The organism is Thermanaerothrix daxensis (assembly GCF_001306145.1).
GTDB lineage: Bacteria > Chloroflexota > Anaerolineae > Anaerolineales > Anaerolineaceae > Thermanaerothrix > Thermanaerothrix daxensis.
In genome coordinates, this window is sequence record NZ_LGKO01000004.1 from 79,733 (window position 1) to 105,877 (window position 26,145).

Sequence of the window (26,145 nt, forward strand, 5' to 3'; positions counted from 1 at the left end):
AGATTAGAACAGGGCGTGATAGCGTTCCCAAATGCGTGGCGCCAATTGTCGCGCCTCATAGGCGATTTTCTCTGCATCCAACGTGAGCAGTTCTCGTTCGCGCATCAGCACTTTCCCGGCCACAATGGTCGTGGTAACCATGCTTTCATGGAATCCGAATACGATGTGCCAGGGAAGGTTATCGGGAGTCAACGGCGTAAATGGATGGTAATCCACAAATATGAGATCGGCTTGCGCTCCAGGAGCAATGACCCCAATTGGCCCACAATTGAACTGCTGGGTAGCCAAAGCCGCGTTGTTGTAGATCGCCATTTTGACCACATCCGTGGCCGGCATACGGCGCGGATCCAGATGCCACAGTTTATGGGCAAGATAGGCCGCTTTCCATTCTTCCCACATGGCATTGGAAAAGCCATCATTCCCGAGACATACCTTAACCCCTGCTCGCAACATTCCCTCGGTCATGGCCATGCCCACTGCATTATTCATATTGGAGCGCGGCTGGTGTGTCACCCACGTACCTGTCTCGGCCAGCAGGTTGATCTCGCGGACATCCACATGCACTGCATGGACTACAATGGACCTTGGCCCCAAAATCCCGTGTCGGTAAAGGCGATCCACCACGCGTTCACCATAACGGTGCAAACTATCATACTCGTCCACGGGATGTTCGGCAACGTGGATATGGAACCCCACGTCCTCACCAACCCGCTCTCTACAAGCGCGTAAGGTTGCTTCGCCCAAAGTCAAGGAGGCATGCAGCCCAAACATGGCGCTCAGACGCCCACCAAGAGGATGTTCGCGTTTAACGTATTCGATAAATCGCAGATTCTCCTCAATCCCAGCCTGTGCGCGCTCGGGTCCATCGCGATCTGTGACCTCATAACACAATGAGGCTCTAACACCACTCTGTTCCACTGCACGCGCGATATCATCCAGCGAACCCGCTATGGCATTGGGAGAAGCATGGTGATCTATCAAAGTAGTCGTACCGTGACGTATGGCATCCACCAAACACACCATGGCGGAGTAATAAACAGCCTCATGAGAAAGCGATTTATCCAATGACCACCACAGTTTTTCCAGAATCTCGGGGAAATCAGCGGGAGCGGGTCCAGGGATTGCCAGACCCCGGGCAAAAGCACCATAAAAATGGGTATGGGCGCAAATGTTGCCAGGCATCACATATTGGCCTTTTGCATCCAGACGCTCTTCCTGAGGGTATTTGGCTAATAAGGTTTGGGTGGGACCGATTTCCTGAATGCGCTCATTGTCAATATATATGGTATGGTTCTCGAGGATACGATTGGGGGACTCCCAGGTAATCAGAGTACCATTCGTGATTAACATAAACCACCTCAGACAGATCAAATTAACAAAGGCGCCCGTGGTCTAGTCATGTTCACGGGCGTCAGAAAAAAAAACACGGGCTTAGCGAAGGAAGAAGGGGAGAAATTAGCAGACAGGTGTAAGTACAGACTCATTGGATCGGTGGACCTTATCCGGCGGCACTTTTCGACGGGCTAGTGGGATTGCCCGACGCCAGTCAAGCAGTGCTTGAACTGACCACCGATTCCTGCATATATTTTAGCACAAAACAAAAACAGAGGAAGTGTTTTTGTCTTACATTTCCAATTATAATCGGTTTATCCCGATTGGATACAGGAGTTTGAACATGATGTCGGACAAAACCCAAGCCCTGAATTACATTGAGCGCCACCGCCAGGCTTTTCTCAATGCCTTAATGGAATTTGTGAGCATTCCATCTGTTTCCACTGATTCAGATCACAAAGGGAATATTCTCCAAGCCGCTCGCTGGTTGGTTAACGAGTTGCAGCGCCTTGGTTTCACTAACGCCAGATTGGTTGAAACACCGGGGCATCCTGTGGTCTTTGCCTATACCGATCCGCCGCTACTGGATAGCCCTACTGTCTTAATTTATGGGCATTACGATGTTCAACCCCCTGATCCCTACGAAGAATGGAAAAATCCACCATTTTCGCCGTGGTTAGAAGGAGAACACCTTTATGGGCGCGGTGCCTCGGACATGAAAGGCCAGGTCGTGGCTGCCCTTAAGGCGGTGGAGGCCATCGCAACGACCGGTTCTCTTCCTCTCAATATCATCTGGGTCATTGAAGGAGAAGAAGAAATCGGATCGCCCAACCTAGGTCAATTCCTTGAACAGAACCGCCACCTTCTTAGGGCGGATGTGGCCTTAAATCTGGACACGGGAATGATTGCTCCCGATCAACCCACGATTACTTACGCGCTACGGGGTGTAGCCGCGTTCGAACTCCGTGTTTACGGGCCCGAACGCGATTTGCATTCCGGGCTTTTTGGGGGTGTGGTACACAACCCTGCTCAGGCGTTGTGCGAACTGATTGCTGGAATGCATGATGCCTCTGGAAGAGTGCTGATCCCCGGCTTTTATGACCGCGTCCGACCCCTCGATGAGGAAGAACGCCGGGAATTGGCTCGCATTCCCTTTAAGGAGATAGAACTGGTCCGCATTCTTGGTGTGCCTCACCTTTATGGCGAAGCGGATTACACGCCAATCGAACGCATTGGCGCCCGGCCAACCCTGGAAATCAACGGGCTTTATTCGGGCTACACCGGCCAGGGATCTAAAACAATCATCCCGGCATGGGCAATGGCAAAGATCTCGACACGCCTGGTTCCCGACCAGGATCCCGAAGAAGTCCATCAACAATTACGTGCCTACCTCGAGGCGAAATGCCCCCCTACGGTGCGGTGGGAATTAACCGCCTTCGCAGGTTCTCCGGCTTCGATCACCGATCGCCATCATCCTGGGGTCCGCGCGCTGGCACATGCACTGAAGAGTGTCTGGGGCAAAGACCCTCTCTTCCGCCGCGAGGGTGGAAGTGTCCCCGTAGTTGGCATGATGCAGCGCATCCTTGGACTGGAATCGGCCCTCTCTGGATTTGGATTGCCCGATGATCACATTCATTCCCCCAATGAACGGCTCCATCTACCCACCTGGTATCGAGGCATTCAAGCCGTGATTGAATTTCTGCTGAGCTATCCCGAATTTGCTCGCGTCTGAGGTTGCCCCTATGAATCGGCCGCTAAAACTCCCAGCCTACGGAGGCCAGGCTTTGATTGAAGGGGTCCTCATGCGTGGCCGGCACGCCGTCGCAGCGGCTATGCGAAGCCCTCAGGGGGAGATCATCCTTCAATCCGAGCCTCTCCGGGGCATTTACCTTACCCGCCTGACCAGCATCCCGTTTCTAAGAGGATTAGTGATTTTATGGGATGCGCTAGGGCTGGGAATGCGCTATCTCTCGATATCGGCCAACCTGCAAGCCAACGATGAGAGCGAGAAGATCGAAGGACCTGCCTGGGCGTTGACTCTGGTCATTAGTCTGGCACTGGCGGTGGGACTGTTTTTCCTGCTCCCCGCTTTGCTGGGCAAAGGCCTCCAGGCCTGGCTGGGGCTTTCAGGGTTGGCAACCAATCTCATAGAGGGAGTGCTGCGCTTGGTGGCTGTAATCGGCTATATCTGGGGAATCGGACGCATTCCAGATATTCAACGGGTGTTCGCCTACCACGGCGCCGAGCACAAAACCATCAACGCCTACGAAGCCGGAGCGGAATTGACGCCGGAGAATATCAACCGCTATCCTCTTGAACACCCGCGTTGTGGTACTTCCTTCATCCTTACTCTGGTGGTGCTCTCGGTCCTGGTTTTCTCCATCCTTGGGGATCTACCGTGGCTGGGGCTAATTCTCAGCCGGGTTTTACTCATCCCCATACTTGCCATGCTGGCCTATGAATATATTCGCTGGGTCGCCGATCATCTTGATAACCCGTTAGTTAGCCAATTGATTCGCCCTAATCTATGGCTACAAAAACTGACCACCCGCCCGCCCAGCCTGGACATGCTGGAGGTTAGCATCGCCGCTTTCAAAGCCATGTTAGAACTTGAAACCGCCCTCGCTTCGAACTCACTTAATCGCCAAGAATCTGCACCACCAGTCGTCGCTGCCGTGGACGCACATCAAAATCAATAAAGATCACCTGCTGCCAGGTGCCCAGACTCAAGCGACGTTCCACAAACGGAATGGTCAGCGAGGGTCCCAGCATTGCTGCTCGGAGATGGCTGTGACCGTTGTTGTCACCCCAACGGTAATTATGAGCGTAATCACGCTCCGAGGGGATCCACTCCTCCAGAAGTTGTCGTAAATCGCTGATACAACCAGGCTCATATTCGATGGTGGTGAGCGCGCTGGTGCTGGAAGGGGTAAAGATCACCACAACCCCATTTTCAATCCCGCTTTCCTCCACTGCACGCGAGATCAGCGAGGTGATTTCCTGCACGTCTGTGTTCCCCCGAGTGGATAAAGACAGATAAGTTGTCTTGACCATTCCGTTCTCCCGGTTATAGCATTGTCAGGAATTGGGTTGAAAACCAATGCACTGAACGGCCTTGACGGGCTTGCCGCACATATTATACTGAGGATGATCCCATCTCATTTCTTTTTTCGACACCTCTCTATGGAAAGCTCTTCTCTCAAATCCTGGCAGATCCTGATTTTAGGAATACTAATTGGCCTTTTGTCCGCTGGCCTTATTTTGCTGGTAAGCGCTCCACCGAGGGCTCAAGCAATTCTCCTCCTTCCGACCAAAACCCTCCGCCCCTGGGTGATTCACCTCTCCGGCGCGGTGGCTACCCCCGGCGTTTATGAAATTGCACCCGAGAGCCGGCTTCGAGATGTCATCGCCCTTGCAGGCGGGTTGCTTCCTCAGGCAGACCTGGAAGCCATTAACCTGGCAGTACGCTTGAATGATGGGGTCAAAATTCGCATTCCTTATCAGGGTGAAACGCCCCCCGCCCCAATAATCGAGATGCCCGTCCTTCCCGAAAGTTCTGAAGAGGCACCGGTGGCTAACACCACTCGCGTAGATATCAACCATGCCAACGCCGAGCAACTGGAGGCTCTTCCAGGGATCGGCAAAACTCGGGCAGATGCCATTGTTGAATACCGTCAGAAGCACGGCAATTTTGATACAATTGAACAGATCCAGAATGTTCCGGGCATTGGGCCGACGATTTTCGAGCAAATCCGGGATCTTATTGTAGTGACCCCATAAATGCTAATCGAGATTGGAGAGAAAGCGATGGGAGAATTAAAAGCAAAACTCGAAGCGGCACTGCGAGATGCCATGCGCAGCGGTGACGAAGTTCGCAAGCGAACCATCCGTATGATCCTCTCAGCCATTCGCCTAGCGGAGGTTGAGAAAGGGAGTGGGCTGGATGATAACGCGACTCTGGCCCTCCTACATAAAGAGGTTAAATCCCGCCGTGAAACCATCGAAGATGCTCAAAAAGGCCAACGCTCTGATCTGGTGCAGGCTGCCGAGGCAGAAATCCAGGTCATTCAAGAATTTTTACCTCAGGCGCTATCGGAAGCAGAATTGCTCGCCATGGCCAAATCTGCCATTGAAGAGGCCGGGGCGAAAACCCCAGCGGACATGGGAAAAGTGATGAAAATTCTCATGCCGCGCCTGCAAGGACGTGCCAGTGGGGAAACCGCCAGCCGGGTTGTGCGGGAGCTCCTACAAAAGGAGACATGAAGACTTTACGTTTTCCTCCATCGCTGGTTGAGCGTCTTAATCGCATTGCCATTAAGCGCGCTCTGTTGATCCTTTGCAGCCTCCTCTCCCTCGGAGCGCTGCTCTTTCCCATTGCCATCCGCCCTCCGTACTTGAGCCTTAAGGTTGGCGATGTTGCAACCCAAGACATACTGGCTCCTAAGAATTTGACGTTTGTCAGTGATGTGCTGACTCGTCAAGCCCAAGAGGAAGCCCGCAAATCGGTTGCCCCGGTTTACCTTCCTCCTGACCCCTCTATCACGCGTCGCCAGATTGAAAAATTGCAACTGGCGCTAAATTACATCACAACGGTTCGTTATGACCCATATGCCACGGCCGAACAAAAGATTGAGGACTTGCGGGCTCTGGCCGAAATTCCTCTTTCTGAGGAAACGGCGCGGCTGATCATAGATCTAAATGACAATCAGTGGCAAACCATTCAGCAAGAAGCCTTGCTTACCCTCGAGCAGGTCATGCGGGGCACCATTCGAGAGGATCGCCTGGAGGAAGCCCGTCAGAGTGTCCCCGGGATGATCAGTTTCACCCTTCCTGAGGAACAGGCTCGCATCGTCGCGGACCTGGTAACGCCCTTGGTTCAGCCCAATAGCCTATACAGCGAAGCACTGACCGAAAAAGCCCGCGAAGAGGCCGCCAAACGTGTTGAGCCCGTCACACGCTCTTACCTGGCGGGCGAGGTTATCGTGCGCCGCGGTCAGCTGATCACCCCGGTTGTCATGGAGGCCCTGGAGAAATTCGGCCTGGTTGAAACCGAAAACCGTTACCGGGAGATTGCAGCAGCCACTGCACTGGTAGCCTCTCTGAGTGTCTTCATTGGTCTTTATTTCACCCGCCGACGCGCCCCCTCGCTCGAAAGTCTTAAGGCCCTTTTGCTGCTGGCACTCACCTTCCTGGCATTCCTTTATGCTGCCCGCATCATCATTCCCAATCGAGTCGTTGTTCCCTACTTATATCCTCTGCCTGCTTTCGCCCTCACCGTGGCCAGTCTCTATAACCTGGAGATCGGACTCATTTTCTCGTTAGTACTGAGCCTGCTCTCGACCTACAATCTGCCCAACGCACTCGGATTGTTCATGTTCTACCTCCTCACCAGCCTGGTAGGCATTCTGGCATTAGGAAAGGCCCGCCGGGTGGCCAACTTTTTTGGAGCAGGCATCGCCATTGGGCTGATCGGGAGCGCCATGATTATCGCCTTTCGTCTGCCCGACCCTTTTGCGGATTGGATCGGCATCACTACCCTGGTGGGGTCTTCGTTCATTAATGGCATTGCTTCGGCCAGTCTGACCCTCCTGCTCCAATTTCTCTTTTCTCAAGCCCTGGGGGTCATCACCCCGCTACAACTCCTGGATCTGCTTCGACCTGATCATCCTCTGCTTCAATTCGTTCTGCGAAACGCCCCGGGGTCCTACCAACACAGCCTTCAGGTCGCCAATCTTGCCGAGCAAGCAGCCGAAGCCATCGGCGCAGACACCCTGCTGACCCGCGTTGGGGCCATTTACCACGACATTGGCAAGGCTGTTAATCCGGCCTTCTTCATTGAAAACCAGGTCCAGGGAAAGACCAACCCCCATAATGAACTGGATCCCTACACCAGTGCTGAGATCATCATTCGCCACGTGGAGGATGGTGTGCAACTGGCGCGCAAGCACCGCCTCCCCCCTCGGATTATTGACTTCATCCGTGAGCACCACGGCACCCTGATCGCCCGCTACCAATATGCCCGTGCGCTTGAAGCAGCAGGTAACGATCCCACCCAGGTGGATATGGAACGCTTTCGCTACCCAGGGCCTCCTCCTCAATCCCGCGAGACTGCCCTCCTCATGCTGGCAGACATGACCGAGGCACGTGCCCGGGCTGAAACCCCCACCGAGGAAGAAGAATTCCGGAATCTGGTGCGCAAAGCCATTGAGTATTGCCAGCGCGAAGGGCAATTAGATCAGACCAACCTGACCCTGCGTGATTTTTATCTGATTACCGAATCCTTCACCAAAACCCTGCTTAACGCCTATCATCCACGGATCAAATACCCCGAGGTCCAGCCAATTTCCAAATCCTCGGATGAGCCGGAAACTCAACCCATAGAATCTCCATCCCCTCTGGAAAGTCACTCCCCATGATCAACCTCATAATTGAACCTCCTTTCGAAAACCGGGTAAATGAAGATTCGATTATCCAGGCCGCTGAAACCGTCTTGAAGCACCAAAACAAGGATGTGGACCTTTCCATAGTAATCAGCGACAACAATGAGTTACAACGCCTTAATCGCGAGTTCCTTGGTGATGATGTTCCCACCGATGTGCTATCCTTCCCTTCCGGCGAGGTTGACCCGGATACACAGCGCCTCTATGCCGGTGATATCATCATTTCGTGGGAAAAAGCAAACGAACAGGCCCAAAAATCTGGTCATAGCCTGGAATGTGAAATGACTTTGCTGGTTGTGCATGGCGTTCTGCACCTGCTGGGCTACGACCACGCCGAAGAAGATGAGAAACAAATCATGTGGCGTCTTCAGTCTGAAATCCTTCAATCCCTGGGTTGCAATTCCCAAATCTTACCTGATTGAAAGGCAAGCGCATGATCCGGTTTCTTCGTTCGCGACTACCGGCCTTTCGCCACGCTTTCAGCGGTCTGGGATATGTCTTGCGTACCCAGAAAAACGCCTGGATTCATGCCATGGCAACCTTATTGGTTATTGCGCTGGGCTTCTGGCTACACCTTGACCTGATCCAATGGGCACTCTTGACTTTTGCCATTGGCGTGGTTTGGCTGAGTGAGGCCTTCAACACCGCGCTAGAAGCCTTCATTGACCTTGTCAATCCGGACACCCATCCCCTGGCTGGGATCGCCAAAGACACCGCGGCTGCCGCCGTCCTGATTGCTGCTATCACCGCAGCAGTCATCGGATTTTTGATTCTAGGGCCTCCGCTTTTCCAAAAAGTCTTTGCTCTCTGGTAAACTGCGCCCGCTCCGGGCTAGAAAGGACTTAAAATCATGCGCCCATTCCGCTTTGGTACCGTAGGCTCTCCCCTCTCCACCCCCAAAAAGCCGGGTGGATCGGTGGGGGCTGTTTACCAGATTGCTTCTCTGGGACTTTCAGCCCTGGAACTGGGCTGGGTGCAGGCTGTACGGGTCACCCCCGAGACATGTGCGCAAATTTCAGCAGCGGCCAAAGAAACCGGGATCGCCTTAAGTGTCCATGCGCCTTACTTTATCAACCTAAATGCCTCGGATGAGGAATGGCCGAAATCCCGCCAGCGGCTAATAGATGCAGCTTTTTACGGGTTTCTTGCCGGAGCCACCGATATTGTGTTTCATCCTGGCTCCTATTTTGGTGAAAGTGCTGCCCAGGTTATGGGAAAGGTGATCTCGCGTTTACAAGGATGCGTGGAAGAGCTCCAGGCCAGGGGTGTTCGGGTGACACTCCGCCCGGAGACAATGGGGAAATCAGCCATGATCGGCTCGCTGGAAGATGTGCTCCAGATGAGCCATGAAGTCCCACAGGTACAACCCTGTCTGGATTTTGCCCACCTACATGCACGAGCCGGGGATGGCTCCATGAACAGTTACGATGAGTGGATGCGCGTCCTGGAGACCTACGCCCGTGCCCTAGGGGAAGAATCCCTACAGCGCTTACACATTCACCTCTCCGGCATTGAGTACTCGACCAAGGGGGAACGCAATCATCTGCCCATCCAAGAATCGGATTTCGACGTCAAAGCGCTTTTTTCCGCCTTGCACGATCGTGGCTGTGCTGGACGCATTCTCTGTGAGAGCCCTAACCTCGAAACAGATGCCCTCTGGATGCAAGAAACCTGGGATGCTTTGTTTCCCATGGGCTAGAAAAAAAACAAAAGGCGGGATGGCCCCGCCCCTTTCACGCCTTTTCAGGGGATCAGCCCCTGTTCTCTAAAGGTAATCTCGCAGGTTGTGTTCGACCGCGTAGGCCGCGGCTTCGGCACGATTGCTAACCCCCAATTTTGAAAGAATGCTGCTGACATAATTGCGTACCGTACCTTCCCCCAGGTAAAGTGCTTTAGCAATCTCGCGGTTGGTCTTGCCCTCCGAAACCAATAACAAAACGTGCTTCTCCTGCTGGCTGAGGTTAGCAAAAGCAGAAGCCTCTTCCTCCCGAACCGCTCGGCGCACTTCTTGAAAAACTCGCTGGGTAACCGCCGGATCGAGCAAGGCTTCTCCACGCCCGACCGCCTCAATGGCCCGGATCAGGTCCTCGCGACCGATTTGTTTCAGCACATATCCTGAAGCCCCCGCCCGGATTGCCGAAAAGAGCATCTCGTCCTCCGCATAGGAGGTTAGCATAATCACTTTGGTTTCAGGATATTTCTGAGTGATCTCCTCGCAGGCTTCAATCCCCGAAGCCCCCGGTAAGCGAATATCCATCAACACGACATCCGGGCGATGTTGAGCCACTTGTTCCAAAGCCTCTTTCGCCGTCCCTGCCTCACCCACTACCTCAAATTGTGGGTGATGTTCCAATAAAGCCCTCAGCCCCAGGCGCACCACCTCGTGATCATCTACCAGCAAAATCCTCTGCTTTGCCATAATCGCTACCTCCTTAAATCCAGAACCAACCCCGCTCTTGAGTATATTCAAAAGCCCCTATTATGACAAGATAGGGTCTTTCTGAATAAAGGGCTTTTCGGGGTTCACATGCGTCTCAAAATCACTCATGTGAGGGGACGCTAAGCAAATTGGGACTGTTGTGCGTTCGGGGCTTGACGAAGAACAGTTGCTCGATCTTGATGGAGGGGGGCAGGATTTTCAATCCACGCTCCCCGTGTGGGGAGCGACTTCCCCTCTATCAAACTTCCATTTTCACGTCCCAGAATTCTGCAGGTGAAGATCAGGTCTCACAGGCGACTCAAGGCTGCTATCAAATCATCATCGTGTAAAACAGGAACAGTAGTAACGGGTGACTCATCCTGAGCGAAGAAACTTGGCAATACCTGTTGTAATAAATCAGTTTGGCCATAGAAGTATTCTTTGAGCAGCGGAACAATTTGAAAATTCCAAATGTCATCCAAGAGAGCAATCTTTTCCTCCCGGGTAAGGCTTTTTTGCTTCAACGGGAGAAAATAACTATGTCCAATTTGATAGTCCGCACCGCGCGTTTCAGTGATGCGTTGATTAATTTTCCGTAAACAGGTACCCAAATTCAAGTCTTCTTCAATAACTATTTCATCCAACAGGGCGGCATCGGGCATCAATTCCAAAAAAGCAAAACGACGGCGTAGGGCAACATCCAAAAGCGCGATACTGCGATCGGCAGTGTTCATTGTTCCGATGAGAAAAAGATTGGACGGCACACGAAAAGGCTGATTGCTATAAGGAAGTAACACCGACAAATTACCGCGCTTGTCTGCCTCAATCAGGGTCATTAATTCGCCAAACACTTTGGCAATATTTCCACGGTTAATCTCGTCAATGACAAGCACATACCGATGTTGTGAATCCTGTTCAGCAAGTTCACAAAGCCGGCGGAAAATACCATACTTAATCTCGAAAGAGAGACCATTGGAGGTATTGGTATCAAGCTTGGGGCGCAAGCCCTCAACAAAGTCTTCATACGCATAGGATTGATGAAAGGTAACCCAGTAAATATAAGTGGCAGTCTTTCCGACGACCACTTGTGATACACTATTCTGCTCGGCCACCAATCGTTCGGCAATTTGCTTGGCCCAGTAAGTTTTCCCAGTACCAGGTGGCCCGGCCAGTATTAAATTTTTAAAGCGAAGAAGCAATTGTATAGCCTTTTCAACGACTTTATCATCAGGGGACTCTTTAATCCCTCTTCCCCATTCATCCCTCAAGTGATCGTAAAAATCCAAATCTGGACCTTGAGGGCGTATTTTGACCAATTGCTGGCGAATCTGGAGAAGTTGATCATCTAAGTCTGCCGTCGGCTCGGTAACATATCGTTTATAGTGCTCTACAATCTTTCGTTTGTCAGTTGTACTGATAATCCGCTCATAGTTTTCGGGAAACATTAGATACAAAATAGCATGGCGCATGTCATAAGCGCGGTCTCCCTTGTTCTCAATGCTTTCGAGGATTTCATCCAATAAACCCGAAACGCACTTTGGATCATTCAAACACGAATTGGGGTCTGATAGTTCTTTCACCTTTATCGCAAACAAGGCAAGTAAGTTCAACTGTGTAATGCGAATATGGTATTTATAAGCCGTTCTACAAAACCCCAATTGGCGGTGAGCTTCCCAAATTGGGTCGTCCTCGGCAGGCAAACTAAGACCAGCTTTTTCTGCTGCCCAACGAATTCGATTTATACGGGTTGAAAAAGTAATGCTCGTGGATGGAAGGTAATAGACGAAGAGAAGATCAGCCGTGATAGCCCACAACGCAGTAGGTGCTTGGGCTAACTGATCTTCTATCTTTTCGCTGAATGTTTGAGAGGTCGAGATTGGGCGGTCATTAACCAACTTTTTCCACCGCCTCAGGTTTTCAAGCGTCCAGATACGCCGTTCTGGCCAAAGCAGAGAGGTATCCCCAATTAAGCAGCGCTCCTTAAACAGAGCAAACGTATCGTAAAGTAACTGATCCTTTAATCTGCGCGCCATAAGGTCTCCTCCGTCATGTTCATATGTCGATGGACATACCCCAAGATATCCCTAAATTCGCCAATTATCCCATCCAACTTATCCAAAGGTTGGTGCAGATTAAGTGTGGCAACATAAATGCGGATAGGAGAAAGTTCAACATCCAGGAAAAAGGGTATGACGTTAGTATTCTTTGCCCGCGGATAAAGAAGTAAAACATTTGGACAACGCAATCGAGTAGCATATGCTACCATTTGATAGAGGTCATCTTCGGCTATGGATGCGTATACCGGCTGATGTGATAAAACTTTGTTTTTGGCATCGATAATTAGAAAGGGTGTGCTCCCTCGTTTGATCAAAATGTCCGGTTTGATCTGCGAAAAGGGTTTCGCATTGGAGTAATTTGGTCGGGCAAGGTATTTGGGTACTCTGCCCCCTTGCGTTTCGATCACGGTCTCTTTCCATTGAGGTGGAATAATGCGGATTCGGTTGGATTGAAGCAGGCTGGTAACAAACGCTTCAAATAATTGGTTCATATCCAGAACAAACGCCCACGCTTGCTGTGCACCGGCTAACAGATGCACTGACTGTCCTAGCAGAAATAAACGTGCCAGGTCAAAAGCACCCTTGAAGCGTTCGCTGAGTCTCGTAAAATGGATCTTATCTAGGTAGGCAGATGCACTCGTAGGAATCTCAACGGGTTGGAGTAAATCGTCCAATTCGGCTAGTCGCTGTCGATTTGCCGAATCACGCGTAATTAATTGCATTTGCCTGACTGCCAAACGAAAAATTCGGTTTAATGGTGTATCTGGCAAATATTCGTCATAAGCAACATCCAACCCCCCCACTTAGATCAGGATAACGGACAAACTGACGAGTAACATTCCACCGTCCTCGCAAGTAGGGAAGCAAATCCTCCTGCACCACATAATCAAGGTGATACCCTTGTTTTAACTGGATTAGTAGTTCATCGGCAAACAGCCGGGTAAGCATTTCGAACCAGCCCGCTTGAACGGTGCCCACCGAGGCCAGGGTTAGATGATGCAGTTTTAGGTTGCGGGTGTGAATTAACATGTATATCAAGTTTCGTGCAGCGGTAATCCCTGCCGAATTTTCAGATAAAAGGACATTAGACGAGGCCGTGCCTATCCGGGGATCATAATCAATTTTGGGCAAAATCTGGATGGTACATCTTTCCGTCTGGATGACTCCAACGTACTGAAGGGTTCGCAAGGCTTTGCGTTCAAGGCGAATAATCTCTTTCCCTTGATCCTGATTAATGCGCTCGAGCACTTCCAGCAAAGGATCACTACTGGATAAGCCAAGTGCATGATAGGGAACTGCTTGTTGCTCGAAAAGGGTGATTACGCGATTAGTCATCCAGACAATGTATTCCCCAAAAACCTCTTCTCAATGCCGAATCTAAAACTTCTATCTACCTACATTGAGCCCCCCTACCTGGAAGCCAAACCTAAAGAAAAAATATAACTAACACACAAAGCCCTACCCCCTCCCCCTGCCATAAATCTCTAACCTTTGCAGGGGCGAATGCCGTAATACACCTGCGGACCTGAAAGGGTGCGGAGAATCACCTCGGCCGGACGCCCTACCAAGGGCGCCATCTCTTCAGGAGTCATAGGGCGGTTGCCATTGGCTAACAGCAACTTAAAAATCTTATTGATCAGTGAGGTCTCGCGGAGTAGGAAATCTGGTTGTTTAGCACAGTGATTCATCAATATATGCTGCAAACCATCAACCCGGTGCACCTCAGCCGTTTGGGGATCTATATCATCAATCCAGATTTCCGCTTTACCCTCAAAGGCTTTCTGATGTTCAGGACAAAGAAAATCATTTAAATAAACACGCCAATTAGAATCATGATGCTGCCACCACTCAAAATCAATGTGGAAAGGCGTCTTAATCGTCGGGCGAATCATGCTAAAGGATTGAGGGCTACTCATGCCTGTCCTCCTCTTCGCTCAGGCGGAAATAAAGGTCGCCCAAATGAGTGACATCCGGCAACCCAGCCAGCACGGCGAGCAAGGCGCTAGGCGGACAGCGCTTAACCAGATTAACCGCCGCGTAGAGTTCCTGCGCGTGAACATGTCCCTGCGGGTTCAGTTTGGCCAGTTCCTTCGCCATCGTCCGCGCCACCCGTTCAAGCGGGGTACGCTGATGATGCATTTGCTCCCACACCTGATCCAGGCGATCCGGGTCTGGGATGATGATGATCATGCGCTCATCGTATTCGACCCCAAGGGTATGTTTGAGCATGGTAAAGACAATTCCCCCATCGGAGCCAATGAGCACCGTTCGCAACCATTCCTTGGTAGGGCGTTTCTTACGCGCACGGATAAACACCTCCCCAGGTTTTTCACCCTGACGAACTGTGATCAGGCTACCCGGAATCACCCCCTGGCGGGCAAACCACTCTTTCAATCCATATATATACCGATATGGACGCACCACCCAACCCGGGTAAGGGGTTCCGTCTTCCTCATCCACAAAATTGAAACGCACCCGCGGCGATTCATACGCTGTTGGGAAGAGCGTTGCAACGGGTCCCGCAAGAGGAAGCGTACCAGCCCGCCAGTGTGGGAAAATTAAACTTAATGTAACCTCGCCAACCTCCTCACTTGGAACCTCATAATCCTCCAGTTCGTCATATACGAGCCGATTAAGTTCCTCCAAAATGTTCGGTGGGGGCTTCACCAACCCATCCTGCGCACTGTATTTTAGAAGCACAGGGGGCGTCTGAACGGCTTCTGGTTCTAGCCGTTTCAGGAACCACAAAATCTGCCCCGCCGGACCCACCTCATCAAAGCGCCCATCTTCCTGAAGCGCCAGATTAAGAGAGAACTCGGTGAGCTTAGGATTTACATCTGAGGGCAGTTCAATCTGTTCAAGAATGGCACGGGTGGGAAGCGGCCCACCTCCGGCCATCTCCAGAACAGCCTCTGCCAGATTTAAGTACCCAATCGAGACATCCACCAGCAATGCACGCGGGAACCAGGCACCCGCAATTCGCACCAAATCGGGGTTTGTCTCAAAAATCGCGTTGAGTTTGGCAGCAATTTCACGCCCGTAATGTTTGATCACGTATTTGGCGTCCAGGAGAGGATCTTGAGCGTTGACCACCATTGGGGCATTCAAGGAATGCTCCGCCAGCCCGGCAGCAAACTCCTTATGAGTGGAGGAATCAAATTCAACTTCAATCACCTCAAAAGGTGGGTAATCCGGATTGAACCCCGGACGCACGTTTACCACCACACCCTGTTTCATTCCAAGGGCAGGGAAACGCAGGGCCTGTCCGATACGATAGTGATTTTTGGGTTGGTAAAGCTCTCCCCCCGCCTCCTGTTCCCTCTTGAGACGCTCAATTTCTCGATGAATACGCTCCTTGATCAAAACCTCAGCCAATTCTGCGGCTGTTTGAGGCATCTCGGTTTCAAGGAGGTGATTATAAAGAAATTGCAAGTCTTCATCTGCGATAGTGAAGTTTTGCCAGTAGCCAGGCTCAAGGGATAATCCTAATGAGGCCATGTCTCCTATCCGTTCTCTTCAGGGTCACAAAATAGATTGCACCAAAAAGCACAAAAATTATACATCATCTCTCCGGCTCACGGATATTCCCGCTCCAACCAATCCAGGGGCTCCACCTGAACCCCATTCACCCAGACCTCCCAGTGGAGGTGTGGGCCAGTTACGCGCCCGGTACCGCCGATCTCACCAATCAGTTGCCCGGCTTCAACACGATCCCCTACGTTTACCAGGATTTGACTCTGATGCCAGAATCCACTATAGACCCCCCACCCATGATCAATGATGGTAGCATTGCCGCGAACCGTCAGGGAACCGGTGTATACCACGATTCCCGCCGCTGGTGCATATATGTTTAGATTTGCACATACTCCGTAATCCACTCCAGTATGGAAATAGGTGTAACCGCTGTCATTGTATGAACGACGATTGCCAAACCAGGATTTGATGCAACTGGGCTCGTCCACAGGTTTGCGGAAAGTGCCCTTCCAGTACTTTACGGGAGTGTTTCCGCTCGTCACCGTGCGCACCAGTTGATCCTCTGGCTCGGTTATCGATTTATCCAGAGTTTGTGGATCAACATACAGAGGCGGATCCTGGGGGTAATTACCGGGCTGTAAGAGGACAGGCTGGCTAAATGAGAACACCCTTCCATCTTGGGTAACCATGGAAAGCGAGAAGTCAACCAGTCCAGGCTGTGCCAGGGCATGGATACCCTGTAAAGCCCCATAGGTACTTGCATCCAGGGTATCAAATTGAAGGGACCAATCCCCAATAGCACCACTTAGTCTGACCGGTTGGGTCACACCCACCTTGACCACCACTGTCTTCCCTTGCGTGACTGGCAGAGGATAGAGCTCAACCCCTTGCACAAAATCGGGAGCCCCTGGAAGAGCGGACACTTTCTCCGAGGAGGATTGATCCGTCTTAACCGCCACAGGGTCTAAAGGCAAAAGGCGCGCACTGGTCTCAATATCATTTTGGAGCAAAAGTTCCCATAAAGTAAGCCCTGAGTCCACAGCCAGTTCGAGCGGGGATTGCCCGGCCTGCAGGCTTACCAAATGCACGGACTGTGAACGGTTTACTTCCTCTTGCACCGGCAAAATCAGGGTGGACCCCACAAACAGTTGCGAAGGACTGGTCAAGCGATTCAAACGGATGATTTGCTCTTCACTGATTTGATACTGACGGCTCAATGAGGCCAGAGAAGCCCCAAGGGGCACCGAAACTGTGGTCAGGGTGCCATGAACCCCTGCGAATCCGGGGATCTTAAGCGCCATACCAACGCTTATAAGGTCCGGGTTGGTCAACTGGTTAACCCGAACAAGTTCTTGAGGCGAAATCCCAAACCGGCGCGCAATGGTATTGATCGTGTCCGAAGGTTGAACAATGTAAACTGGCAAGTCCTCCGTTTGTGCCAATACGGCAGGTGGGGGTGTTGTCCAGGAGAGCAACAGCACCAGCAGAACCACGAAAACCCTAAAGTATAGTGATCTCGACCTCATCGCTCACCCTGAAATGACTAAGATGAATGGGATGGATTTCGAGAATATACGAAGCCGGTTGTTGGGGCATATATATACCCTTCCATGGACGTGCATGGCGCACATCCACAACCCGCCCGGCACGGTTGATCCACACGACAGCAATGTCAAATCGCATGAAAAGCATGTGAATTGCTGCCTGAAAACGCCCCTCCTCGGGCTCAACAAGAAGAATGCCCTCATAAGGGGCAAGGCGGGGGTGAAACATCAACCCTCGCAATCGTTCCCAATAACTCGAACAAACACGGACCCGCAGGGGGATTTCCAGTGGCCTGGTTAGATTCTGGATGATACCAAGGGGCATGTCAGCGCAGGCTCACCTCCCCACACATTCAGGCCGAGGGCTGGCCCGAGACACTCTTCAGCACATTTTCTATACTTTCAACCAGTTCCTGGGGGTGGAAAGGTTTGGCTATATAATCATCCACCTTGGCAATGTGAAGCCCAAGCACGCGATCTATGGGCTGAGCCTTGGCAGTGATCACAATTACCGGGATTTTGCGCGTCTCTTCGCGGTTCTTTAATTGCTGAAAGACCTCCCACCCATCTACATCCGGCATCATCAGATCCAGCAAGATTAAGTCAGGCACCTGCGCAAGGGCAACTTCCAGACCATTCCGTCCCCCTTGGGCGCCAATGACCTCATAACCCCGACGACTCAGGATTAACGTGACCAGTTCAATCATTTCCTGGTCGTCTTCAATATATACAATGCGTTTAGGTCTTTGGTCATCCGTCATGCTGCTCACTCCCTTGCATATATACAAGTTTACCACATAGCATTCAAATACCTGGCGGGAATGAGCCGGAGATTGGCAATGTCCGTTAAGTTCACAATAGAGTAGAGAGACAATCACTCCGTTCCCCGAAAAATAATTTAGTTTCGGTAAGGCGATTCTATTTTCACATGAATTTTGCTCATATCCTCATTATTTATGTGATCCAATGCAATTGACTGCCAATCAAGTCCCACTCATAAGGCCCGCCCCTACGTGAAACGCGCTATAATCATGGTGGCGCATTTGCTACATAGCCGACCCAATAAGAAATCTTTATGGCGCCCCAATACCACCCGCTCGAGGAGGAAGTTTTCATCATGATGGCGCGTTATGACATTGCAATCGTTGGAGGTGGAATCGTGGGTATGGCCACGGCGATGGCTTTGACTCGATCTAGCCGCGCTTCCCTCATCATCCTGGAAGCCGAAGATCGCCTCGCCGCTCACCAAACCGGCAATAACAGCGGAGTCATTCATTCGGGGATTTACTACAAGCCTGGCTCATTGAAAGCCCGAAACTGCATTCAGGGGCGAGAAGCATTGTACCGCTTCTGCGAGCAATACGAAATTCCCCATGAGCGCTGTGGTAAGATCATTGTTGCCACTCTGCCTGAAGAACTTCCTCGCCTGGAAGCACTCTATCAGCGTGGTTTAGAAAATGGACTGGCCGAGATCCGCAAACTTGGGCCGGATGAGATCAAGGACTACGAACCTCACACCACCGGATTGGCTGCTATTTACGTCCCTTACACCGGCATTGTTGATTACATTCGCGTGACCCAGAAATACGCTGAGTTAGCCCAGGCTCAAGGTGCAGTCATTCAAACGCGTGCCCGCCTGATTGGATTCCAACGGCGAGGAGAGAACCTGATTCTTGAAACCACGGCGGGTAACTATGAGGCTCGTCATTTGATTAATTGCGCCGGCCTGCATTCCGACCGGGTAGCCCGCATGTGCGGCCTGAAGCCCGACCTACAAATTATCCCCTTCCGGGGCGAGTATTACGATATTGTGCCTGAGCGCCAATACCTGGTCAAAAATCTGATTTACCCCGTCCCAGACCCACGCTTTCCTTTTCTAGGGGTCCATTTCACTCGGCGTGTCACCGGGGGTGTAGAGGCTGGACCCAACGCCGTACTTGCCTTTAAACGCGAAGGCTACCGCATGACGGATATTTCACTCCGCGATATTGGTGAGTACCTTTTCTTCGCCGGCTTCTGGCGCATGGGACTGAAATACTGGAAAACCGGTTTGGGTGAATTCTACCGCTCTCTCTCCAAACGTGCATTTGTGCGCGCCCTCCAGCGCCTGCTCCCCGAATTACGCGAAGAGGACGTCAAACGCGGGGGAGCGGGGGTGCGCGCCCAGGCTCTGGGACGCAATGGAGCCCTGCTCGATGACTTTAGCATCCTGGAAGCCCCGCAAATGATCCATGTCCTAAATGCGCCTTCACCCGCCGCCACCGCCTCCATTAGCATCGGTCAAACTATTGCTGAAATGGCCTTGAAATCCTTCGAAATCCCTGAACGCGAGACGGCCTGATCAGCGGGGAAGATAGGCGCTCAAATATTGGCGAAAAATGGGCTCAAGGTCGTTCGGGGAATGCGCATTCAGCACATCTAACAGATCTTCCGGGAAGGCAATCTTCCCGTCATAGCGTTGAGCGTATTCACGTAAGGCGGCCAGGAATGCCTCATCCCCCATGGTTTGGCGCACTCCCTCAAAAAACTGGGCCCCGCGTAAATACACTGCGTTTCGATAGGCCTGGTATCCCGCATAATCGTAAATGCTTTGATCTATCCATCCCCCCGGCTGATAATAGTTGACACGGTAGAACCACCACCAGGATACCAGATCGGGGTAAATGCTCTCATAGAATAGGCGCTCACTATAGGTACACAAGGCTTCATCTAACCAGGGATGCATAGCCTGATCATTTGCCACCCGAACATACCACCATTGATGCGCCGTTTCGTGAGCAGCGATCATGGTCAGATACCCCTGCGGAGTACCGTCGTACAGGTTGTAAAACCCCTTACTCAGAAAATACAGTCCATCGTATTCCATCCCATCCAGAAAATCGGCTTCTACCAGGCTAAGTTGAGGCCGCATGTAGGGAATAAACCACTGGGAATACAAATCCAGCGCCTGCGCAGTAGCCTCCAGCGCTGCCTGTCCTGCCCGCTCATTTTCTGGGAAAACATAACCGCGCACATCCACTCCATTGACCGTCTGCTCAAACAAGCGGTATTCAGGGCTGAGGGAAAGCACAAAATTGCGCGCTCCCTGATGCTCAAAAAGAAGAGTTCCCTCCGACGTGCGCTCGATCGGAGCACTGGCCGCAACCACCCATTCACGCGTCGTTCCCTCAATCTGCAAAGTTACCTCCTGCAAAGTTACCTCAAAATCAGCCAACGGATAGACCAAATGCTCACCAAAAAATCCTGGCGTGTGAGTTAGCCATCCACCACCCTGATAAGGGGGCACATAGGGATACCAGTCCACCAGATTCACCTGCCGCTGGGTGAAGCCAAAGATCTGGGGCTTGGCTGTGCCTGAAGGTGGAGGAATCTCTGGAAGATCCAACTGGTAAGTAACGGTAAACTCGCTCGTACCCCCTGCGGCCACCGGGGTTACTGGCTGAAGCCACCAGACATTTACTGTATCCTGCACCAGAGTTACCGGTTTTCCATCTTGAAGCGCCTCTATCAATATAAACCCATTTGGATAACCAGCTGGCTCGATGACCAGAGGTAGTTTAGATTGGGAATCTCCTGTGTCATTGACCCAGTTTATTACAGCCTCCACCTGGGCAGTATGGGCTTCGGGATTCAGTCTTAGCCTTAGGCGATAGCGGGTTAATTCACCTTTATTTGGATACACCTCTGTAGAAGTCAGTGCAACCGTTTCGGTCACCTCAGCCACTGGTGTAGGAGCCGGCGCCGAGGATGATAGCGATGGAGAAACAATCTCGTGAGTCTGTTTTGTTGGGGTTAACGGTGTATCCCTAACCGTCTGGCAAGCCACCAGGCCAAGCCCCACGCTCACACCCAAACACCACCCCAAGATTGCTCGCCCAAATCGCCTCGTTAGCATACCCCACCTCTCACCCAAAATTGGGGGAACATGTAGCCTTGACGAAGCCGACAGAGGTGCTTAAAATCACACCCTGCGGCCAATTTAACTGGCCTATATCATACCTCAAAAAGAGCGAAGGTAACCTCGATTTACCGAGGTGAGAGGCGCTCGAAGGATGGAAAAAAATGGAAAAAGTTGTATTAAAAGCCACCCGCCGAAACGTGATTGGCAAAAAGGTTGGCGCTTTACGTCGCGCAGGTCAGCTTCCTGCGATCCTATACGGGCATCACTTTGAACCTACCCCAATTACTCTCGACCTGCACGAAGCCACTAAAGTGCTCGCTGGCCTGAAACCCTCATCCCTGGTGACCATCGAACTTGACGGCACCCAGCACGCTGCGTTGATCCGCGAGAAACAGCGCGACTTTATCAAGGGCACACTGCTGCATGTGGATTTCCAGGTCGTTTCCCTGACCGAGAAAATTCGCGCAGATGTTTCCCTTGAGTTTGTAGGTGAGGCTCCCGCCGTGCGTGACTTCAATGGCGTCCTTATCACCAACCTCGAGGAGGTTGAAGTCTCCTGTCTGCCCCAGGACCTGCCCGAAAAGATTGTGGTGGATATCTCCGGTCTGGCCCGCGTTGGCGATGCCATTTATGTCCGTGATCTCACTTTCCCGCCCAATGTCGAGTGTCTGGAGGATCCCGATGAAGTAGTGGCAGTAATAACGGGCGGCGCTGAAGAAGAAATGGTCGAGGGAGAAGAAGTAGGCCTGGCAGAACCCGAGGTCATCGAACGTGGTAAGAAAGAAGAAGAGGTGGAAGAGGAATAGCCTTCCCCTCTGGTCATGGTAGCCTATAAAACTGGATGCCTTTCTTAGGGCATCCAGTTTTATTTGCGCCTTTATGCCGTAAGTTTTAGGGCTTTTAGCAGCAAATAAACAATGCGGGCAGAAATGCCCCAAACACGCTCCCCCTGATAGGGTGCGAAAAAGAGCACCTCGTGAAGAGTACCGTCTCCCGCGGGCAGAATCTCTCGCTCCAGGTGGTCCGGCTGAGCCAGCCAAGCCAACGGGATTGTAAAAACCTTTTCAACTTCTTCCTCAGATAATCGAAGCGACACCGGCCAGTCCATCTTACCCACCACTGGGTAAATGAGGTAATGAGTCACCGACGTAAGCAGCGGCAATTGGCCCAAAAGCGTGATCCGTGACGCCTCAACCCCAATTTCCTCCCAGGTCTCCCGTAAAGCCGCACTCTCCACCGAAGGATCTTCTGGTTCGATCGCTCCACCCGGAAAGGCGACCTGTCCTTTGTGATTCTGCACACGTGAACTGCGACGGGTAAAAAGCAAATGCCACTCCCCGCCTTCCCGCACCAACGGCACCAGAACCGCGGCCGGACGAAGGGACGTCCGCTGAACAAACAAGGTGGGATTCGAGGCCGACCAGGTAGATTGAAACTCAGCCAGCCGTTGCTGAATGGTCTCTAAAGTGAGGTGATTCACCGCACCGGCAGTATCAGAAAGTGGCCGCTTCGCCATCATCCTCGTGCGCCATTTCCATCTCTGAAAGGTGCTCTTCTGAAAGTGCTTCTGACCCTGCCTGGACGGCGCGGGCAAAGATCAGAAAACCAGTGTGAGCCACCATGCGGTCCACTGGTCGCAATCGCTCAGGTTCTGGCTTGTAATGGCGCAAAAGCACTTCGCATACCTCAATCAGATCAAACGCTTGCGCTCTCAAGGCGGCCACCAAACGCGTTACCTGGTTCGTAGTAGGCAAAATGCTACCAAAAAATCCCCCCGGCTTAAGCGCTTGACGGGCTTGTTCCGTATAATCCTGCGGATTGGGCACATCCAGAAATACAGCATCTACCTCGCGTTCGTCAAAACCAGCCGCAATGTCCCGCAGTTTAAGGGTTACCCGTTCAGCCAGTCCCAGACGTTGCAGGTTTTTTGCCGCTAGGTTTTGCACGTCCGCGCGCACATCGTAACTGGTCACCCGCCCATGAGCGCCCACAGCAAAAGCAAATGCACAGGTAAGCGAGCCTGAGCCGGTGCCAGCCTCGAGTATGTGCTGTCCTTCGCCAATACTCATATTGACCAGGATCAGGCCAATGTCTTTCGGATAGAGGATTTGAGTGGTCCGGGGTAACTCACGGATCAGATCGGCCAGGGAAGGCTGGAGCACCAGGAAAGTTTCTCCCATGTGACTGGCAACACGGCTTCCCCAGGGTTTTCCAATCATATCGTCATGTTTGATGATGCCACGATGGCTGTGAAATTCACCGCCTTTTTCCAGACGCAAGATGAAAGCTTTGCGCCGCGGACTGACCAAATAAACCAGGTCACCATCTTGTACAAAAGTTGAATGAAGATTCCAGCTCACGCCCGTTTTCCTCCTTGAGGGGGTTCGACCTGGCCTAACCAATAAGCAAGGCCAAGAAAGAGAACGCCGCCCACCAGTGCACCCCCCAGGTTGATCGGTCCAACTCGCCCTGCCGTCCAATTCAGCGCACCAGCAGCCCAGTGCCCTACCCAAAAGCCCAGGTTAGCCGCTACCAGGTACGCTATCAGTTTCACCCAGCCGCCTCCTCGCCACAAGTGAAAGAGCGCCCCCAACAGTGTGGCCATGCAAATGCCAAGCAGGATGCTTTGTATGGTCATCGTTAAATCCTTACCTGTTCGATGCTGAAACGATAGTCCCCCCACCTACGACCACATCCCCATCGTAAAAAACCGCGCGCTGGCCAGGTGTAATATCTCGAACCGCTTGGTCAAATTCAACCCGTACCTGTTGCGGTGTCTCCACTATGACCGTCGCAGGAAGGGGATTAGCAGTATAGCGGATCTTTACCTCGGCACGGAATCGCTCCGCTGGAGGCTCACCCAACACCCAGTTCACCGGGGCCCCATGAAGCACCGTCTTTCCCAAGTCCTCCAGGTGTCCAACAATCAGGAGATTCTGGCGAATGTCTTTGTCAATCACATAGAGGGGTCGGGAAGACGTCACCCCCAATCCCTTGCGTTGCCCGATTGTGTAAAACGCCAGCCCGTGGTGTTCGCCCAGAACCTCACCCTCACGATTGACAATCCGCCCAGGGCGGATCACCTCAGGAGCATGCCGTACCAGAAAATCTCGGTAATCCTCTCCGGCCAGAAAACACAAATCCTGGCTCTCCGATCGCTCCGCCACCGGTAAACCGAATGCACGCGCCAGTTCGCGTACCTGAGGTTTGGTATAGCCCCCAATGGGCAATAGCGTGTGGCGCAACTCCTCCTGCCCCAACACACTGAGCACATAGGATTGATCCTTGTTGGCGTCCAGAGCGCGTAAGAGCAAAAAGCGCCCCTGCTGGTCTCGTTCAATTCGCGCATAGTGTCCGGTCGCCAACCACTGGGCGCCCAGTGAAAGGGCTTGCTGGAGCAGCAATCCCCACCGAATCTGACGATTGCAAACCAGACAGGGGTTAGGCGTCATCCCCGTCAGGTAACCCTGGATAAAGGCCCCTACCACCCATTCACGAAATTTTTCCCTTACATCCACAACGTAAAAGGGGATCCCCAACTTGGCTGCCACACGCCGAGCCATCATCATCGCATCCGGGGTACAACAACGGTTGAGATCTTCTTTGCCCGGCTCGCTCCATAAGCGAAGCATCATCCCCGTGACATCATACCCCTGCTCGACCAACAATGCAGCAGCAACTGAGGAGTCAACGCCCCCGCTCATTGCGACCACAACCTTAGGGTTTCGATCCGGCTCCATGCTGATTAATTCACCCTGCTAACAACCCGGCACTTCTCCACTGCTGCCGGCAGCACGCCCAAAAACCGTTCAATATGGTCTTGAGTTGTACCTCGTCCCAAGGTCACCCGTAGCCCGCCCATAGCCCACTGCGAGGTGAAGCCAATCGCCTGTAGGACCTCAGAAGGCTCCGGATTGCCCGTCTTACAAGCCGATCCTGAAGAACACGCAAAACCTGCATGGTCCAGGTACATCAGGAGTGCGTTGGCCTCAACATTCTCAAAGGCAAAGGAGGCGTGGTTGGGCAACCGTTCTATAGGATGTCCAGTCAGTCGCACGCGGGGGATGGTGTTCAATATTCCTTCAATTAAGTGATCCCGCAATGCGCGTAAACGTTGCGTTTCCTGGTCAAGTGTTTCCAGGGTCCATTCAAGGGCCTCGGCCATGCCGACTATCAACGGCACATTCTCGGTTCCAGCGCGTAAACCCCGCTCTTGGGCGCCTCCAGTTTGAATAGGAAGAATAGACGTCCCCTGACGCACATAGAGCGCCCCAACCCCTTTGGGCCCATAGAACTTGTGGGCACCAATCGAAAGCGCTGAAACTCCTAAGGCCCTCACATCCAACCGCAGGTGTGCCACCGATTGAACAGCATCTGTGTGAAAGGGCACACCCTTCTCCGCACAAACGGCTGCAAGCTCGACAATCGGATTGAGAGTACCAATTTCATTATTCGCGTGAATAATTGAAACCAGAGCCGTACTCGAATCAATCAAGCCACGCAAGTCATCCGGATCCACACGGCCATAGGAATCCACAGGTACGTAATCCACAATGAAACCAAACACATCCTGCAACTGGCGGGCTGTTGCTGAAACTGCATGATGCTCAACGGGCGTGATCAGAATGCGATATGCTCCGCGCCGTTGATGTTCCGCCAGCGCAATTCCGCGCAAAGCCAAATTATCACTCTCCGTCCCCCCCGAAGTGAAAATTATTTCCCTGGGTTTGGCCCCCAGTGCTCGCGCAATCCGCTCACGTGCTTCTTCCAGCGCAGCCTCGGCTTGTTGACCCTCAAAATGCACCGAGGAGGGGTTGCCAAACGTGCCCCCAAAGAAAGGCAACATTGCCCTTATGACTCGATCAGCCACCGGGGTAGTGGCAGCGTAATCCAGATAAACACGTTCATCCCAGGTCATCTCTCGCTCCAGATAACGCTAAAATCAGCACTTCGTCTCTGATAACTCCCGATTATAGCA

27 protein-coding genes are annotated in these 26,145 nt (G+C 52.2%); 10 read left to right on the forward strand and 17 right to left on the reverse strand.

Features of this window, described 5'->3' with window-relative positions; genetic code table 11:
* Nucleotides 1–3: 3 nt before the first annotated feature.
* Entirely contained in the window at nucleotides 4–1,350 is a 1,347-nt protein-coding gene (ssnA, locus tag SE15_RS07500; RefSeq protein WP_054521506.1) for a putative aminohydrolase SsnA, read from the reverse strand.
* A gap of 325 nt (nucleotides 1,351–1,675) precedes the next feature.
* Here ssnA and SE15_RS07505 point away from each other — a divergent pair, with 325 nt between their 5' ends.
* Nucleotides 1,676–3,064, forward strand: coding sequence for a dipeptidase (locus tag SE15_RS07505; protein WP_201778075.1), 1,389 nt, complete (start codon nucleotides 1,676–1,678; stop codon nucleotides 3,062–3,064).
* A 10-nt stretch (nucleotides 3,065–3,074) separates the two neighbouring features.
* The gene (locus SE15_RS07510) at nucleotides 3,075–4,031 is read left to right on the forward strand and encodes a DUF1385 domain-containing protein (RefSeq protein ID WP_054521507.1); all 957 of its coding nucleotides are present in this window, start codon (nucleotides 3,075–3,077) and stop codon (nucleotides 4,029–4,031) included.
* On the opposite strand, the gene SE15_RS07515 is transcribed toward SE15_RS07510, so the two are convergent.
* A complete protein-coding gene (locus SE15_RS07515) occupies nucleotides 3,970–4,386 on the reverse strand; it encodes a secondary thiamine-phosphate synthase enzyme YjbQ (protein ID WP_054521508.1) in 417 nt (138 codons plus the stop codon). The genes SE15_RS07510 and SE15_RS07515 overlap by 62 nt on opposite strands.
* Nucleotides 4,387–4,515: 129 nt before the next feature.
* Here SE15_RS07515 and SE15_RS07520 point away from each other — a divergent pair, with 129 nt between their 5' ends.
* Genes SE15_RS07520 through SE15_RS07545 form a run of 6 tightly spaced genes read left to right on the forward strand, consistent with a single transcriptional unit; the run spans nucleotide 4,516 to nucleotide 9,471 of the window.
* Nucleotides 4,516–5,112 (forward strand): helix-hairpin-helix domain-containing protein, encoded by a 597-nt coding sequence (locus SE15_RS07520; RefSeq protein ID WP_054521509.1) that lies wholly within the window; start codon nucleotides 4,516–4,518, stop codon nucleotides 5,110–5,112.
* 27 nt (nucleotides 5,113–5,139) lie between these two features.
* Nucleotides 5,140–5,595: a GatB/YqeY domain-containing protein gene (locus SE15_RS07525; protein ID WP_054521510.1), complete on the forward strand. Its 456-nt coding sequence runs from the start codon at nucleotides 5,140–5,142 to the stop codon at nucleotides 5,593–5,595.
* Nucleotides 5,592–7,748 carry an HD family phosphohydrolase gene (locus SE15_RS07530; RefSeq protein WP_054521511.1) on the forward strand — a complete coding sequence of 719 codons (2,157 nt, stop codon included), beginning with the start codon at nucleotides 5,592–5,594 and terminating at the stop codon, nucleotides 7,746–7,748. The genes SE15_RS07525 and SE15_RS07530 overlap by 4 nt, the downstream gene beginning before the upstream one ends.
* Nucleotides 7,745–8,194 carry an rRNA maturation RNase YbeY gene (gene ybeY / locus SE15_RS07535; protein WP_054521512.1) on the forward strand — a complete coding sequence of 150 codons (450 nt, stop codon included), beginning with the start codon at nucleotides 7,745–7,747 and terminating at the stop codon, nucleotides 8,192–8,194. The genes SE15_RS07530 and ybeY overlap by 4 nt, the downstream gene beginning before the upstream one ends.
* A gap of 11 nt (nucleotides 8,195–8,205) precedes the next feature.
* The gene (locus tag SE15_RS07540) at nucleotides 8,206–8,586 is read left to right on the forward strand and encodes a diacylglycerol kinase family protein (protein ID WP_054521513.1); all 381 of its coding nucleotides are present in this window, start codon (nucleotides 8,206–8,208) and stop codon (nucleotides 8,584–8,586) included.
* 36 nt (nucleotides 8,587–8,622) lie between these two features.
* Nucleotides 8,623–9,471 (forward strand): TIM barrel protein, encoded by an 849-nt coding sequence (locus tag SE15_RS07545; RefSeq protein ID WP_054521514.1) that lies wholly within the window; start codon nucleotides 8,623–8,625, stop codon nucleotides 9,469–9,471.
* A gap of 66 nt (nucleotides 9,472–9,537) precedes the next feature.
* Here SE15_RS07545 and SE15_RS07550 read toward each other — a convergent pair whose 3' ends face one another.
* The 9 genes from SE15_RS07550 to SE15_RS07590 form a co-directional block, all read right to left on the reverse strand.
* Nucleotides 9,538–10,191 carry a response regulator transcription factor gene (locus SE15_RS07550; RefSeq protein ID WP_054521515.1) on the reverse strand — a complete coding sequence of 218 codons (654 nt, stop codon included), beginning with the start codon at nucleotides 10,189–10,191 and terminating at the stop codon, nucleotides 9,538–9,540.
* 308 nt (nucleotides 10,192–10,499) lie between these two features.
* Nucleotides 10,500–12,224 (reverse strand): McrB family protein, encoded by a 1,725-nt coding sequence (locus SE15_RS07555; RefSeq protein ID WP_054521516.1) that lies wholly within the window; start codon nucleotides 12,222–12,224, stop codon nucleotides 10,500–10,502.
* Nucleotides 12,209–13,042: an McrC family protein gene (locus tag SE15_RS14815; protein ID WP_160316686.1), complete on the reverse strand. Its 834-nt coding sequence runs from the start codon at nucleotides 13,040–13,042 to the stop codon at nucleotides 12,209–12,211. The genes SE15_RS07555 and SE15_RS14815 overlap by 16 nt, the downstream gene beginning before the upstream one ends.
* On the reverse strand, nucleotides 13,026–13,583 hold the full coding sequence (locus SE15_RS14820; RefSeq protein ID WP_054521518.1) for a 5-methylcytosine restriction system specificity protein McrC: 558 nt from the start codon (nucleotides 13,581–13,583) through the stop codon (nucleotides 13,026–13,028). Before SE15_RS14820 ends, SE15_RS14815 begins: the two co-directional genes overlap by 17 nt.
* A 149-nt stretch (nucleotides 13,584–13,732) precedes the next feature.
* The gene (locus SE15_RS07570) at nucleotides 13,733–14,164 is read right to left on the reverse strand and encodes a hypothetical protein (protein WP_054521519.1); all 432 of its coding nucleotides are present in this window, start codon (nucleotides 14,162–14,164) and stop codon (nucleotides 13,733–13,735) included.
* The gene (locus SE15_RS07575; RefSeq protein ID WP_054521520.1) at nucleotides 14,157–15,746 is read right to left on the reverse strand and encodes a hypothetical protein; all 1,590 of its coding nucleotides are present in this window, start codon (nucleotides 15,744–15,746) and stop codon (nucleotides 14,157–14,159) included. Before SE15_RS07575 ends, SE15_RS07570 begins: the two co-directional genes overlap by 8 nt.
* Before the next feature lie 77 nt (nucleotides 15,747–15,823).
* Nucleotides 15,824–17,215 carry a LysM peptidoglycan-binding domain-containing M23 family metallopeptidase gene (locus SE15_RS07580; protein ID WP_054521521.1) on the reverse strand — a complete coding sequence of 464 codons (1,392 nt, stop codon included), beginning with the start codon at nucleotides 17,213–17,215 and terminating at the stop codon, nucleotides 15,824–15,826.
* 7 nt (nucleotides 17,216–17,222) lie between these two features.
* Nucleotides 17,223–17,591, reverse strand: coding sequence for a DUF192 domain-containing protein (locus SE15_RS07585; RefSeq protein ID WP_054521522.1), 369 nt, complete (start codon nucleotides 17,589–17,591; stop codon nucleotides 17,223–17,225).
* A gap of 28 nt (nucleotides 17,592–17,619) precedes the next feature.
* Complete coding sequence (locus tag SE15_RS07590; protein ID WP_054521523.1) at nucleotides 17,620–18,027, reverse strand: response regulator transcription factor; 408 nt, start codon at nucleotides 18,025–18,027, stop codon at nucleotides 17,620–17,622.
* A 356-nt stretch (nucleotides 18,028–18,383) separates the two neighbouring features.
* On the opposite strand from SE15_RS07590, the gene lhgO reads away from it, so the two are divergent.
* Nucleotides 18,384–19,607: an L-2-hydroxyglutarate oxidase gene (gene lhgO, locus SE15_RS07595; RefSeq protein ID WP_054521524.1), complete on the forward strand. Its 1,224-nt coding sequence runs from the start codon at nucleotides 18,384–18,386 to the stop codon at nucleotides 19,605–19,607.
* Here lhgO and SE15_RS07600 read toward each other — a convergent pair whose 3' ends face one another.
* Complete coding sequence (locus SE15_RS07600; protein ID WP_054521525.1) at nucleotides 19,608–21,161, reverse strand: M1 family metallopeptidase; 1,554 nt, start codon at nucleotides 21,159–21,161, stop codon at nucleotides 19,608–19,610.
* Nucleotides 21,162–21,328: 167 nt separating this feature from the next.
* Between SE15_RS07600 and SE15_RS07605 the strand changes: the two genes are divergently transcribed.
* Complete coding sequence (locus tag SE15_RS07605) at nucleotides 21,329–21,973, forward strand: 50S ribosomal protein L25 (protein WP_054521526.1); 645 nt, start codon at nucleotides 21,329–21,331, stop codon at nucleotides 21,971–21,973.
* 71 nt (nucleotides 21,974–22,044) lie between these two features.
* On the opposite strand, the gene SE15_RS07610 is transcribed toward SE15_RS07605, so the two are convergent.
* Genes SE15_RS07610 through SE15_RS07630 form a run of 5 tightly spaced genes read right to left on the reverse strand, consistent with a single transcriptional unit; the run spans nucleotide 22,045 to nucleotide 26,085 of the window.
* Complete coding sequence (locus SE15_RS07610) at nucleotides 22,045–22,683, reverse strand: NUDIX hydrolase (protein ID WP_054521527.1); 639 nt, start codon at nucleotides 22,681–22,683, stop codon at nucleotides 22,045–22,047.
* Nucleotides 22,661–23,527 carry a tRNA (adenine-N1)-methyltransferase gene (locus tag SE15_RS07615; RefSeq protein WP_054521528.1) on the reverse strand — a complete coding sequence of 289 codons (867 nt, stop codon included), beginning with the start codon at nucleotides 23,525–23,527 and terminating at the stop codon, nucleotides 22,661–22,663. Before SE15_RS07615 ends, SE15_RS07610 begins: the two co-directional genes overlap by 23 nt.
* Nucleotides 23,524–23,805: a hypothetical protein gene (locus SE15_RS14495; RefSeq protein WP_054521529.1), complete on the reverse strand. Its 282-nt coding sequence runs from the start codon at nucleotides 23,803–23,805 to the stop codon at nucleotides 23,524–23,526. Before SE15_RS14495 ends, SE15_RS07615 begins: the two co-directional genes overlap by 4 nt.
* Nucleotides 23,806–23,815: 10 nt before the next feature.
* On the reverse strand, nucleotides 23,816–24,907 hold the full coding sequence (gene mnmA / locus SE15_RS07625) for a tRNA 2-thiouridine(34) synthase MnmA (protein WP_054521530.1): 1,092 nt from the start codon (nucleotides 24,905–24,907) through the stop codon (nucleotides 23,816–23,818).
* 5 nt (nucleotides 24,908–24,912) lie between these two features.
* Nucleotides 24,913–26,085: a cysteine desulfurase family protein gene (locus SE15_RS07630; protein WP_054521531.1), complete on the reverse strand. Its 1,173-nt coding sequence runs from the start codon at nucleotides 26,083–26,085 to the stop codon at nucleotides 24,913–24,915.
* Between the last annotated feature and the right edge of the window lie 60 nt (nucleotides 26,086–26,145).